Here is a 12,733-nt window from a genome sequence, read left to right as displayed (position 1 = left end):
AGCACGCCGCCTTGGCGGTACCGGGCGTCAGCGGCGCCGTACCGCCAGGAAGCGGACCGGGGTGCCCGGGACGGCCTGGGCGGCGGCCGGGAGGTCGGCCGGGCGGACGACCCCGATCACCGGGTAGCCCCCGGTGGTCGGGTGGTCGGCCAGGAAGACCACCGGCCTGCCGTCCGGCGGCACCTGGACGGCGCCCAGGACCATGCCCTCGCTGGCCAGCTCCCCGGTCAGGGCCCGCTCCAGGGCGGGTCCCTCCGTGCGCAGCCCGATGCGGTTGCTCGCCGGGGACACACGGTACGCGCGCGAGGTGAACGCGCGCACCGCCGCCGCGGTGAACCAGTCCTCGCGCGGACCGAGGGTGACCCGCAGGACGAGTTCGGCCGGGGGAGCGGGCTGCGGGGCGACGTCCACGCGCGTGTGCCCGGCGGGCTCGGCACCCAGGGGCAGGACCGTGCCGTCCGTCAGGGGCACCGGACCGAGGCCCGAGAGCAGGTCGGTCGAGCGGCTGCCCAGCACCGGTTCGACCACGACACCGCCGCCCACGGCGACGTACGTACGCAGCCCGAGGACGGCGGCCCCGACGTCCAGCACCGCCCCCGCGGGCACCCGTAGGGGCGCGCCCCAGGGCGCCGGGCGGCCGTTCACCCGGACCGGGCAGGGCGCCCCGCCGACCGCCACCGTCACGGCGCAGCGCGGCCTGAGGGCACAGCCGGTCAGGGTGGTCTCCAGGACGGCCGCGTCGGGCGGATTGCCGACCAGCCGGTTCACCAGGGCCGCCGCCGGGGCGTCCAGCGCACCGGAGCGGGACACCCCGAGATGGGCGTGGCCCGGCCGCCCCCGGTCCTGCACGGTGGTCAGGGCCCCGGCGCGGACGACGGACAGCGCGCGGTCGCTCATCCGGCGGCCCCTCCGCCGCCCGCCGCCCCGGGGCGCGCCGTAGGGACGAACCGCACGCGTGTGCCCGGCGACAGCAGGGCGGCCGGCACGCGCGTGTGGTCCCACAGCACCGCGTCCGTCGTACCGATCAACTGCCAGCCGCCCGGCGACGACCGCGGGTACACGCCCGTGTACGGCCCCGCCAGCGCCACCGCGCCCGCCGGCACCGAGGTGCGCGGCGTGGCCCGGCGCGGGACGTCGTAGCCCTCGGGCAGGCCGGTGAGATAGCCGAAGCCGGGCGCGAACCCGCAGAACGCGACCCGGAACTCGACGCCCGCGTGGATCCGGACCACCTCCTCCTCGCCGACCCCCCAGTGCGCGGCGACGTCGGCCAGGTCGGGGCCGTCGTAGCGCACCGGCAGTTCGACCACCTCGCCCGCCCGCGCCGGGGCGGGCGGGATCTCGGCCGTGGTCAGCTCGGCGATCCAGCGGACCGGGTCGGCCAGGCCGTCCAGCAGGACCGTACGGGCGGCCGGGACGATCTCGCGCACCGTGAGCAGGCCCGCCGCGCGGCGCCGCAGCAGCTCCGCGTGCAGCGCCTCGGCCTCCGCGCCCGACGTCAGCTCGACGACCAGGGCGTCGTCGCCGACGGGCAGGACGCGTCTGCTCATGCGAACGCCTCCAGCCGTACCCCGGACTCCTCCAGCCGGCGCCGGACCCGGCGGGCCAGGTCCACCGCGCCGGGCGTGTCGCCGTGCAGGCACAGGGAACGCGCGCGTACCTCGATGGACGCGCCCGCGCGGGAGTCGACCGTCCCGGAGTGGGCCAGCCGCACCGACCGCTCCACCACCATGTCCGGGTCGGTGACCACCGCGTCCTCCTCCGAGCGCGGCACCAGCGTGCCGTGCTCGGTGTAGGCGCGGTCCGCGAACGCCTCCGGGACGGCCGCGAGCCCCGCCTGCACGGCCAGCGCCAGCAGCCGCGAGCCGGGCGGCCCCAGCACCGGCAGTCCGGCACCGGCGAGCAGCACCCCCTCGATCACCGCGGCGGCCTGCTCCTCGTCGTGCACGACCCGGTTGTAGAGCGCGCCGTGCGGCTTGACGTACGCCACGCGCGCGCCCGCCGCCCGCGCGAAGACCTCCAGGGCGCCGATCTGGTAGGCCACCTCGGCGGCCAGTTCGGCGGACGGCACGTCCATCGCGCGCCGCCCGAAACCGGCCAGGTCCTGGTAGGAGACCTGCGCGCCGATCGTCACACCGCGCTCGGCCGCCAGCACGCACACCCGCCGCATGGTGGCCGCGTCCCCGGCGTGGAAACCGCAGGCCACATTGGCGCTGGTCACGACCGACAACAGCTCCTCGTCGTCGGTGAGCCGCCAGCGGCCGAAGCCCTCGCCGAGGTCGGCGTTCAGATCGATGGTGCTCATGGAATCCAAGTGTCTCCTGCTCAGGCCACGCGGTACTGCTCGTCGCGGGCGTCGGTGAGGAACATCTGCCCCGGTGCGTGCGTGAGGGCGAACGGCGGGCGCGAGGCCGCCACCGCGGCCTGCGGGGTCACTCCGCACGCCCAGAACACCGGGATGTCGTCCGGCTCGGTGTCCACCGGGTCGCCGAAGTCGGGCCGGCCGAGATCGTCGATGCCGAGGCCCGACGGATCGCCGCAGTGTACGGGGCTGCCGTGCACCGCGGGCAGCAGCCCGCTCTCCCGGATGGCGGCCGCGAGGTGGCGCGGCGGCACCGGGCGCATCGAGACCACCATCGGCCCGCGCAGCCGTCCCGCCGGGCGGCACTGACGGTTCGTCACGTACATCGGGACGTTGCGGCCCTGCTCGATGTGGCGCAGCGGGACGCCCGCCCCGGACAGCGCCCACTCGAAGGTGAAGCTGCATCCGATCAGGAACGCCACCAGGTCCTCGCGCCAGTACGCGCGCGCGTCGGTCGGCTCGTCGACCAGCTCGCCGTCCTCCCACACCCGGTAGCGCGGCAGATCGGTGCGCAGGTCGGCGCCCTCGGCCAGCGCGGTCGTCCAGGACCCGGCGTCGGTGACGTCGAGCACCGGGCACGGCTTCGGATTGCGCTGGCAGAACAGCAGCGTCTCGTACGCCCAGTCGGCGGGCACCGCGATCAGGTTGACCTGGGTGTGGCCCGCGGCGACCCCGGCGGTGGGACCCGCGAGGCCCGCCCGGAACAGGGCCCGGGCGGTCGCGGGGCTCCACGCGTGCGCGTGCGGGTCGGCCGAGGCCAGGGGGCGGTCCCCCTGGTTCACCCGGATTTCCTCCTGGTTCACTCGAGCTCCTTCCCGCGCGTCCCCGGTCGAGTCCGGGCGGTTCATTCCAGTTCCTTCCCGCGCGTCTCCGGCAGCCCCAGCAGCGCCAGGGCGGCGATTCCGTAGCCGATCGCGCCGAAGACCAGCGCGCCGCCCACGCCCCAGCCGTCGGCCAGGAAGCCGACCGTGGTGGGGAAGACGGCGCCCACGGCGCGCCCGGTGTTGTACGTGAAGCCCTGCCCGGTGCCGCGCACGGCCGTCGGATACAGCTCGCTCAGATAGGAGCCGAAGCCGCTGAAGATGGCCGACATGCAGAACCCGAGCGGGAAGCCCAGCACCAGCAGCAGGGTGTTCGCGCCGTCCGGGATGTTGGCGTACGCCAGGATGCACACGGCCGACAGCAGGGCGAAGAGCCAGATGTTGCGGCGCCGGCCGAGCCGGTCGGTGAGATGGCCGCCGGTCAGATAGCCGAGGAACGCGCCCGAGATCAGCAGCGTCAGATAGCCGCCGGTGCCGACCACGGACAGACCGCGCTCCGACTTCAGATAGGTCGGCACCCAGGTCGCCAGCGTGTAGTAGCCGCCCTGGACGCCCGTCGACAGCAGTGCGGCGAAGAACGTCGTCCGCAGCAGCCCGCCCCGGAAGATCGCCGTGAACGAGCCCTTGTCGGCGTGCCGCTCCCGTACGGCGGCGGCCTGCGGGGCGTCCGCGACCCGGCGCCGCATCCACACCACGAGCAGCGCGGGCAGGGCGCCCGTCCAGAACATCACGCGCCAGGCCAGGTCGTCGCCGAAGACCGAGAAGACCAGCGTGTACACGATCACCGCGAGACCCCAGCCGACCGCCCAGGAACTCTGCACCGCGCCCAGGGTGCGGCCCCGGTGCCTCGGGCTCGCGTACTCGGCGACCAGGATCGCGCCGACCGCCCACTCGCCGCCGAAACCGAGTCCCTGGAGGGCGCGGAAGACCAGCAGCGTCTCGTAGTTCGGGGCGAAGCCGCAGGCCACGGTGAACACGGCGTAGGTGATCACCGTGATCATCAGGGCCCTGACCCGGCCGATCCGGTCGGCCAGCACGCCCGCGCCGGCCCCGCCGACCGCCGAGACGACCAGGGTGACCGTGGTGAACAGTCCGGTCTGGCCGCTGTCGAGGCCGAAGTACGCGGCCAGCGCGACCATGCTCAGCGGCAGCGTGAAGTAGTCGTAGGAGTCGAGGGCGTAGCCGCCGAACGCGCCGGCGAAGGCGCGGCGGCCGCGCGGGCCGAGGGCGCGCAGCCAGCCGAACGCCCGGTCGTCGTCGGGGCCGTGGTCGGCCGTCGGCGGGGAGGCGGTGGTGGGGGCTTGCGGGGGAGGGGTCGTGCTCATGGGCACCTCGCAGAAGGGTGACGGAGAGTGCGGTGCTGAGCCGTGCCTGTTTCCAGCAAGGTAGAGGATCGTTGAACGATCCTTCAATACCCGTGTTGTTTCGTTCTCGCGGCTGCGCTTGAATTCCGGGCATGGCAGAGCAGCTCGCGGGACTGGCCGACGACCGCGCCCTCCTGGGCCGCACCAGCACGGCCGAACGGGTGGCGGACATCCTCAGGAGCCGGATCGCCGAGGGCTACTTCCCGCCCGGCACCCGGCTGTCGGAGGACAGCATCGGCGGGGCGCTCGGCGTCTCCCGCAACACGCTCCGCGAGGCGTTCCGGCTGCTCACGCACGAACGCCTGCTCGTCCACGAGCTGAACCGGGGCGTTTTCGTCCGGGTCCTGACCATCGAGGACGTCGAGGACATCTACCGCACGCGCGCGCTCGTCGAGTGCGCCGTGGTGCGCGGCCTGGGGGAGCCGCCGTACGGTCTCGACGGGCTGGCGGAGGCCGTCGAGGAGGGGGTGCGGGCGACGCGCGAAGGTGACTGGAAGACGCTGGGCACCGCCAACATCCACTTTCATCGCGCCCTGGTCGCCCTGGCCGGGAGCGAGCGCACCGACGAACTGATGCGCAGTGTCTTCGCCGAGCTGCGGCTCGCCTTCCACGTCGTCGACGACCCGCGCCGGCTGCACGAGCCCTACCTCGTCCGCAACCGGCAGATCCTCCAGGCGCTCGCCGCGGGCGACAAGGCGGAGGCCGAGCGGCTGCTGAGCGGGTACCTGGGCGACTCCCTGGAGCGGGTGGTGGAGGTCTACCGGCGCCGGGTCGGCGACGACCTCGACGCAGGCTGAGCCCGGCCTTGTGACGGCCGTCGCATCTTTGGTCGTTTGGGTCGATGTCAGACCGAGGACCTAGTCTGTGCACCGTGACTTCGCCAGCATCGACGGACCGTGTTCCGCCCCAGCTCAGCGCGGGGCCGCGCCCCGCTCCGGGCCCGGCCGCCGACGAGGGGCTGGCGCGGCGGCTGCGCGCGCTCGCCTGCACGGCGCCGATCCACGACCTGGACGCCCGCAAGGTCAACCTCGCCGGCGAGTACTCGGTGTACGGCATGGCGGAGATCGCCCTCGCCGCCATCGACCTGGTCACGCTCAACATGGACTTCGACACCGGCGCCGACCACGACCAGATCGTCGCCCGCCTCGTCCCCCGCATCGGCGCCCAGGCCCCCGGACGCCCCGCCGCCGAGCACGAGCGCGTGGCCCGCTGGGTCCTGGAGAACCTGATCAACGTCGGCAGCGTCGACCGCGGCTTCCGCGCGATGTACGGCACCTTCGCGGCGGACGGTACGTATGTCCGCCGCGACTACGACTTCAAGCTGATCGAGGAGGTCCCCGGCTACGGCGGCGCGGTCTGTCTCCGCACCACCGACGAGGCGGTCAACGTCCTGGTCGGCGCCCTCGACACCGACGTCACCAGCGCCCAGATCGCCGCCGAGGTCAAGCTGGAGGTCCTCATCCGGCGCGGCCGCCTCGCCGACGCCCAGCTCGCCGCCGAACAGGCCCGCTACCGGACCGTGCAGTACTCCGAGACGCTCCGCCGGGCCCTGGAGGCCACCCGCCGCAACGTCCGCGCGGTGGACTGGCTCAACGCCGTCCCCGACATGATCGCCGAGGCCCTCGACCACGTCGCCGACCGCTACCGCCACGAGAACGCGATCCTCACCAACATCCGCAAGGCGCGCGACGAGATCGAGGACGCCGAGAACAAGCGCCGCGCGGCCGAACTCGTCGACATCGTCAAGGACTGCATCCGCCGCCACACCCAGCTCCAGTCCCGCCTTCTGGAGGCCGGTCCGCTGTTCCGCGCCGAACAGGACCGCCAGGCGTTCGCCACCCCGATGACCTCCTCGGGCATCGACCTCTACGGCCATCTCGTCGCCCCCGTCCTGCCGCTGCCGCTGGAGCAGGCGGCCCGGGTCACCGGCGCGTTCTTCGCGCGCGGGACCGGTCTGCGCACCCCGGCCGCCGTCCGGATGAGCGACCTGGTGGACCTGCTGCTGACCCCGCCGGTGGAGCGCGAGCACCTCGGCGCGGAGATGCCCGAGCCCGACCTCATCGCCACCCCCGACGACAGCCGGTTCAGCGAGCGGCAGTTGGCCACGGCCAAGCGGCTGCTCGACCTCCCGGCCGACGCCCCGCGCCGCCTCTCGGGCCTCCTGGAGGAGGCCAGGGCCACCGGCGACGGCGACCTGCCGTACCTGGTCGCGCTGCTGGCCGTGCACGCCGCCAGCCCGGCCGTCGGCACCGCCTACCGCCAGGGCGAGGAGAAGCTGCTCTTCGCCGTGGACGACGGCACCGAGCTGGACGACCCCGAGTTCGGCGGCGCCGACCTCATCGTCGGCACCGCCCTGCTCGACTCCGCCGGGATGGCGGCCGACCGGGCGGAGGCGGCGTGAGACACCGTCCGACGCACCCCGAAGGCGGAGCCGAGCGCCTTCCCGCCTCCACGGTGGGGCACACCCTTCCCGCCTCCACGGTGGGGCACGCCCTTCCCGCCCCCACGGTGGGGCATGTCCGTCCCGCTCCCACCGCGGGGCACGCCCGTCCCGCCCCGCAGCCCGAGAAACACCCCGCGCGACACAAGGAGTCCACGCCGTGAGCGAGCAGGCCGAGTGGAGTGAGCCGGACGGCGCCGCGCCGCCCGCGCCCGCCGCCGTCACCCCCGCCGACGCAGCCGACGCGGCACGGCTCGTCGCCTTCGGGCTCCAGCCCAAGCTCCAGCCCGCCCGCGACCAGGAGTACGCCGACCTGCTGCGCCGCCACCGCGAGGACCCGGCGTTCGCCCGGCTCGCCGACGCGATCGCCGCCGGACTGGGGCTCGTCGTGCTGGAGGTGTCCCCCCGCGCGGGCATGGCCGTCACCGCCGCCGAGGACTCCGTGTTCGCCGTCCGCATGGGCGACTACGCGCGCCGTGCCTCCGCCGACGGCGGCGACCGCTTCCTGCACGGCCTCGCCCATCTCGCCGTCGCCGCCCTGGCGTTCCCCCGCCCCGAGGACCTCGCCGACGACGGCTACATCGGCCGCGTCAGCGTCAACGGCGTCGACTCCTTCGTCCGGCAGGCCTGCCGCCGGCTGGAGGAGCGCGCCGAGGAACAGGGCGAGAACACCGACCCGGCCACCGACGCGCCCGGCCTGGAGGCCGCCTGGCGGATCTGGGCCAGACGCAGCGCCACCGGAGCCACCAAGGACGCCCGCAGACTCGCCGGCTCGACCACCGGCATCGTCGGCAAGGCCGTCGCCTTCCTCACCGACTCCGGCTTCCTCCAGCGCACCGGCGACGACAACGGCGGCACGTACCGCACCACGGCCCGCTACCAGCTCCAGGTGCGGGACATGGCGGGCAGCGCCGCCCTGGCCGAACTGCTGGACCTGGGCGTCGTCCCGGTCACCGACGGCACCCCGACCCTGCTGCCCCCCGAGGACGGCGACGACCTCGACCTGGTCGCCGGGGCCGGACTGCCGTTCCACTCCTGAACCGCCCGCGTCGATCGCCCGACACCGCCCGCCACCGCGGCCCCCCACCTCCCGATCTGCCGAAGACCTACGAGAGTCCGCCATGTACGAGCTGTCCCGCGTCCGCCTCTACTCCATCGGGCCCGCCGGCGCGCGCTACGCCGACACCGTGCTCGACCTGCGGGGCGTCGGCGACGTCGTGCCCGACCCCGCCCCCACCCAGGCGGAGTTCTTCGAGGAGGAGCCGGTCGGCCCGCCGCGCCGCCCCGCGCCCGCCGGCGTGCTCTTCCTGGAGAACGGCGGCGGCAAGTCCGTCCTCCTGAAGCTGATCTTCTCCGTGATGCTGCCCGGCCACCGCAACACCCTCGGCGGCGCCAGCTCGGGCGTACTGCGCAAGTTCCTGCTCGCCGACGACTGCGGACACGTGGCGCTGGAGTGGCAGCACGTGCTGACCGGCGAGTGCGTCGTCGTCGGCAAGGTCAGCGAGTGGCGCGGCCGGCAGGTGTCCAACGACCCCCGGAAGTTCGCCGAGGCCTGGTACTCCTTCCGGCCCGGACCCGGACTGAGCCTGGACAGCCTGCCCGTCGCCGAGTCCACCGCCGTACGCCCGCCCGTCGAGGGCGCCTCCGGGGCGCAGGGGCGGCGCCGCACCATGAAGGGCTTCCGGGACGCCCTCACCGAGTCCGGCAAGGCGTACCCGCATCTGGAGGTGCACTGGGAGGAGATCCACGACCGGTGGATCGAGCACCTCGGCGAACTGGGCCTCGACCCCGAACTCTTCCGCTACCAGCGCGAGATGAACGCGGACGAGGGCGAGGCCGCCGGCCTCTTCGCCGTCAAGAAGGACTCCGACTTCACCGACCTGCTGCTGCGGGCCGTCACCGACACCCGGGACACCGACGGACTCGCCGACCTCGTCAGCGGCTTCGGCAACAAACTGGGCCGGCGCGCCGAACTCATCGCCGAACGCGACTTCACCGCCGGGTCGGTGGACCTGCTCGGCCGGATCGTCGAGGCCGCCGAGACCCGCGCACGCGCGCGTGACGTCCACGCGGGCGCCGAGCGCCGAACCCGCAGCCTGGCCCGCCGTCTCACCGCCCGCGCCGGACAGGAACGCGTCCGGGCCACCGACCTCGCCCAGCGGGTCACGGCCGCCGCCTACGCCGCCACCCACACCGAGGGCGCCCGCGAGCGCAGCGCGCTGATCGCCGCCGAACTCGCCTTCCGGCACGCCTCGCTGGCCCTCGCCGCCGCCGAGAAGTCCGCCGCCGCCCAGAAACGCGAACTCGCCGACGCGCGCACCCTGCACGCCGCCTGGCAGGCCGCCGAGGCCGTGCTGCGCCACCGCGCCGCCGCCGACCGCGCCGCCCGCGTCTCCGCCGCCATCCAGGAGGCCGAACGCGACGCCGCCCCGGCCCTCGCCGCCCGCGCCAAGGCCGCCGTCGACCTCGTCCGCGCCCTGCACACCGCCGCCGAGAACGCCGAGAACCTCGCCAACGAGGAGGAGGAGCGCTCCGCCGCCCTCCAGGAGGCCGGCGAGAGCGCCCACCGGGACGCCACCTCCGCCGCGACCGAGGCGCAGCGCGCCCGCAGCGAGATCGGGCACCTGCGCCAGCGCCTCACCGAGGTCGAGCAGGAGACCGCCGAGGCCGTCCGCGCCGGCTGGCTCGACGACAGCGCCCCCGACGCCGACCCCGCGCGCGCCGCCCTCGCCGCCAGCGACGCCGAGAAGACCGCCGTCGCCGCCTGGGACACCACCCGCGAGGCGGCACGCCGCGCCGCCGAGCACGCCCGGGAGGCCGCCGCCGCCGAGACCCGCGCCGAACTGACCGCCGCCCGCGCCGCCGACGCGGCCACCGCCGCACACCGCTCGTACGACGCCGAACGCCGGCTCGCCGAGACCCTGGCCGGCGAGGAGCGCCTCGCCGAACTCCTCGGGCTCACCGACGGCACCCCGCGCGGCCCGATCCCGCAGCCCCGCCAGGACGACTCCGGCGAACCGCCCCTCGGCCCCGAGGACCTCGACCGCTGCGCCGACGACCTGCGCACCCTCCTCGACGACGCCGTCTCCTCCGCCGAACGCCAGCTCTTCGACCTGCGCACGGCCGCCGCCGACGACTCCCGCATCCTCGGCGCCCTCGGCGACGGCGGTCTGCTCCCGCCCGGCCCCGACGTCCTGGCCACCGTCGAGTACCTCGGCGAGCACGGCATCCCCGCCCTGCCCGGCTGGCGTTACCTCGCCCAGGCCGTCGACCCCGCCGACCACGCGCGCGTACTCGCCGCCCGCCCCGAACTGGTCGACGGCGTGATCATCACCGACCCCGACTCGCACTCCCGCGCGCGGGAGGCGCTCGGCGAGGCCGCGCTGCTGCCCCGCTCGGCCGTGGCCGTCGGCACCGCCGCCGCCCTGCTCGCCCCCACCCCGGCCACCGACGCCGACGGCGGCCACCGGTCCGACGTGTTCCTCGTCCCGCCGAACCCGGCCATGCACGACGAACACGCCGCCGACGAGGAGCGGCAGGCCCTGCGCGCACGGGCCACCGAACGCGACGAGGACATCCGCCGGCTCGCCGCCCGCCTCGGCAAGGACCGCGAACTCGCCGCCCGCCTCGCGTCCTGGCGCACCGGCTGCCCCGCCGGACGGCTCACCGAACTGGCGGCCGCCGCCGACCGGGCACGCGCCTTCGCCGAGGAGGCCGAGGCCGAACTCGCCGAGGCCCGGACCGTGCGCGCCGAGGCCGAGGAGACCGCCGCCGAGGCCGCGCAGGTGCGCGACGAGAAGCAGGAGGCCGCCCAGAAGGCCCGGCGCGCCGCCGACGCCCTCGCCGGACTCGCCTTCCGGCTGCGCGAGCGCGCGGGCTGGCAGGTCAAGCTCCGCGAACTCGCCGACGAGGCCGCCGAGTCGGAGGCCCGCGCCCAGACCTGCCTGGAGCGCGCCCGCGCCGCCGACGAGGACCGCCGCGCCGCCCAGCGCGCCGCCGACGACACCCGCCGCACCGCCCGCGCCCTGCGCGCCGAGCGCGCCGAGATCGCCGGCGCCCCCGACGACGTACCGGAGGCGGAGGCAGGCGCGCCCAGGGCGTCGCTGCCCGCGCTCCGCGAGGCGTACCGGGCCGCCTCGCAGGTGTACGAGAAGGTCGGCGTCGGCGCCGACCTGCGCGCCGAACAGGCCCGCGCGGAGAGCGACGAGAGCGCCGCCCGCGCCGAACTCGACCGGCTGAGCAACAAGGTCCGCACCCGCGCCGAACAGCTCCTCGAATCGCCCGACGGCTCCGACGGACCGTCCCGGCAGGCCGCCGCCGCCCGCGCGGAGGAGCTGGTGCAGCTCCTGGAGACCCGGGTGTCCACCGCGAGCGAGCAGCTCGGCCGGCTGCGCGGCGAGGCCGAGCGGCTCGCCCCGCAGGACGGCGAGACCCACACCGAACTGTCCGAGGAACTCCAGCCGCGCGACGCCGAGCACGCCCAAGCCCTGCTGCGCACCGCCACCACCGAACTCGCCTCCCGCACCGAGGCGTTGGCCCAAGCCCGCGAGGCGCACGCCGAACTGCTCACCGCCCACCGCGCCGCCGAGGACGCGGCCGGCGGCTTCGACGAGATCGCCGCCATGCTCCGCGATCTACTGCGCGAACACACCCCGGACGAGGAGCAGGAGACTCCGGAGCCCTACCCCGGCACCCTGGACGAGGCCCGCGGCTCGGCAGCCGAGACCCGCCGCTCCCTGCGCGGCTGCGCCGCCGACCTGTCCGCCGCCGAGTCGGCCGTCCGCGAGGCTTCCGACGTGCTCGTCCGGCACGCCAACTCCACGCGTTACGAGCAGGTCCGCACCCCGGCGCGGCAGCAGATCCGGGAACTGCCCGCCGCCGCGCTGCCCGAGCACGCCCGGAAGTGGGCCGACGCCTTCGCCCCCCGGCTGCGCGTACTGACCGACGAACTCGCCCAGTTGGAGCGCAACCGCGACTCGATCGTGGACCGGCTGCGCGGGCTGGTCGAGTCCGCCCTCGCCACCCTGCGCTCGGCCCAGCGGCTCTCCCGGCTGCCGGAGGGCCTCGGCGAGTGGTCCGGCCAGGAGTTCCTGCGGATCCGCTTCGAGGAGCCCGACCAGGCCACCCTCACCGAACGGCTCGGCGAGGTCGTCGACGACGCCACCCGCGCCGCCGTCAAGAAGAACTCCGACCTGCGGCGCGACGGCATGTCCCTGCTGCTGCGCGGCGTGGCCGCCGCCCTCCAGCCCAAGGGCGTCGCCGTCGAGATCCTCAAGCCGGACGCCGTGCTGCGCGCCGAGCGGGTGCCCGTCGGACAGATGGGCGACGTCTTCTCCGGAGGCCAGCTCCTCACCGCCGCCATCGCCCTGTACTGCACGATGGCCGCCCTGCGCTCCAACGACCGGGGCCGGGACAAGCACCGGCACGCCGGCACGCTGTTCCTCGACAACCCCATCGGCCGCGCCAACGCCACCTATCTGCTGGAACTCCAGCGGGCCGTGTCCGACGCGCTCGGCGTGCAACTGCTGTACACCACGGGCCTCTTCGACACGACGGCGCTCGCGGAGTTCCCGCTGGTCATCCGGCTGCGCAACGACGCCGACCTCAGGGCCGGGCTGAAGTACATCAGCGTCGAGGAACACCTGCGACCCGGCCTGCCCCAGGAACCCGAGGCCGGCGAGGCGGTCCGCAGCGAGATCACGGCGACGCGCATGTACAAGCGCCCGGCGACGAGCGCGCCCGGCTAAGG

The 12,733-nt window shown here is 75.1% G+C and carries 9 protein-coding genes; 4 read left to right on the top strand and 5 right to left on the bottom strand.

Annotated elements, in window-relative coordinates; translation table 11 throughout:
• Positions 1-27 precede the first annotated feature (27 nt).
• The 5 genes from AFM16_RS07280 to AFM16_RS07260 are packed head-to-tail and all read right to left on the bottom strand — an operon-like array spanning position 28 to position 4,505.
• Complete coding sequence (locus AFM16_RS07280; RefSeq protein ID WP_078632830.1) at positions 28-897, bottom strand: 5-oxoprolinase subunit C family protein; 870 nt, start codon at positions 895-897, stop codon at positions 28-30.
• Positions 894-1,547, bottom strand: a complete 654-nt coding sequence (locus AFM16_RS07275; RefSeq protein WP_030785662.1) for a 5-oxoprolinase subunit B family protein — start codon at positions 1,545-1,547, stop codon at positions 894-896. Before AFM16_RS07275 ends, AFM16_RS07280 begins: the two co-directional genes overlap by 4 nt.
• Positions 1,544-2,302, bottom strand: coding sequence for a LamB/YcsF family protein (locus AFM16_RS07270; protein WP_030785660.1), 759 nt, complete (start codon positions 2,300-2,302; stop codon positions 1,544-1,546). Before AFM16_RS07270 ends, AFM16_RS07275 begins: the two co-directional genes overlap by 4 nt.
• Positions 2,303-2,322: 20 nt before the next feature.
• Entirely contained in the window at positions 2,323-3,207 is an 885-nt protein-coding gene (locus tag AFM16_RS07265) for a putative hydro-lyase (RefSeq protein WP_078632829.1), read from the bottom strand.
• Entirely contained in the window at positions 3,204-4,505 is a 1,302-nt protein-coding gene (locus tag AFM16_RS07260) for an MFS transporter (RefSeq protein WP_078632828.1), read from the bottom strand. The genes AFM16_RS07265 and AFM16_RS07260 overlap by 4 nt, the downstream gene beginning before the upstream one ends.
• 131 nt (positions 4,506-4,636) lie before the next feature.
• On the opposite strand from AFM16_RS07260, the gene AFM16_RS07255 reads away from it, so the two are divergent.
• The 4 genes from AFM16_RS07255 (at position 4,637) to AFM16_RS07240 (ending at position 12,731) form a co-directional block, all read left to right on the top strand.
• Positions 4,637-5,341, top strand: coding sequence for a GntR family transcriptional regulator (locus AFM16_RS07255; RefSeq protein WP_078632827.1), 705 nt, complete (start codon positions 4,637-4,639; stop codon positions 5,339-5,341).
• Between the two features lie 74 nt (positions 5,342-5,415).
• Entirely contained in the window at positions 5,416-6,945 is a 1,530-nt protein-coding gene (locus AFM16_RS07250) for a hypothetical protein (protein ID WP_030785648.1), read from the top strand.
• 199 nt (positions 6,946-7,144) lie between these two features.
• Positions 7,145-8,023, top strand: coding sequence for a hypothetical protein (locus AFM16_RS07245; RefSeq protein ID WP_078632826.1), 879 nt, complete (start codon positions 7,145-7,147; stop codon positions 8,021-8,023).
• Positions 8,024-8,105: 82 nt separating this feature from the next.
• Positions 8,106-12,731: a hypothetical protein gene (locus tag AFM16_RS07240; RefSeq protein ID WP_078632825.1), complete on the top strand. Its 4,626-nt coding sequence runs from the start codon at positions 8,106-8,108 to the stop codon at positions 12,729-12,731.
• Positions 12,732-12,733 lie beyond the last annotated feature (2 nt).

It is taken from the genome of Streptomyces antibioticus (assembly GCF_002019855.1).
Lineage (GTDB): Bacteria > Actinomycetota > Actinomycetes > Streptomycetales > Streptomycetaceae > Streptomyces > Streptomyces antibioticus_B.
This window is presented reverse-complemented; position numbering and strand designations above follow the sequence as displayed.

Coding starts and splice junctions, on each gene's coding strand:
- AFM16_RS07275 (WP_030785662.1), bottom strand. CDS start 1,547: ATGAGCAGACGCGTCCTGCCCGTCGGCGACGACGCCCTGGTCGTCGAG.
- AFM16_RS07260 (WP_078632828.1), bottom strand. CDS start 4,505: ATGAGCACGACCCCTCCCCCGCAAGCCCCCACCACCGCCTCCCCGCCG.
- AFM16_RS07240 (WP_078632825.1), top strand. CDS start 8,106: ATGTACGAGCTGTCCCGCGTCCGCCTCTACTCCATCGGGCCCGCCGGC.
- AFM16_RS07280 (WP_078632830.1), bottom strand. CDS start 897: ATGAGCGACCGCGCGCTGTCCGTCGTCCGCGCCGGGGCCCTGACCACC.
- AFM16_RS07270 (WP_030785660.1), bottom strand. CDS start 2,302: ATGAGCACCATCGATCTGAACGCCGACCTCGGCGAGGGCTTCGGCCGC.
- AFM16_RS07265 (WP_078632829.1), bottom strand. CDS start 3,207: ATGAACCGCCCGGACTCGACCGGGGACGCGCGGGAAGGAGCTCGAGTG.
- AFM16_RS07255 (WP_078632827.1), top strand. CDS start 4,637: ATGGCAGAGCAGCTCGCGGGACTGGCCGACGACCGCGCCCTCCTGGGC.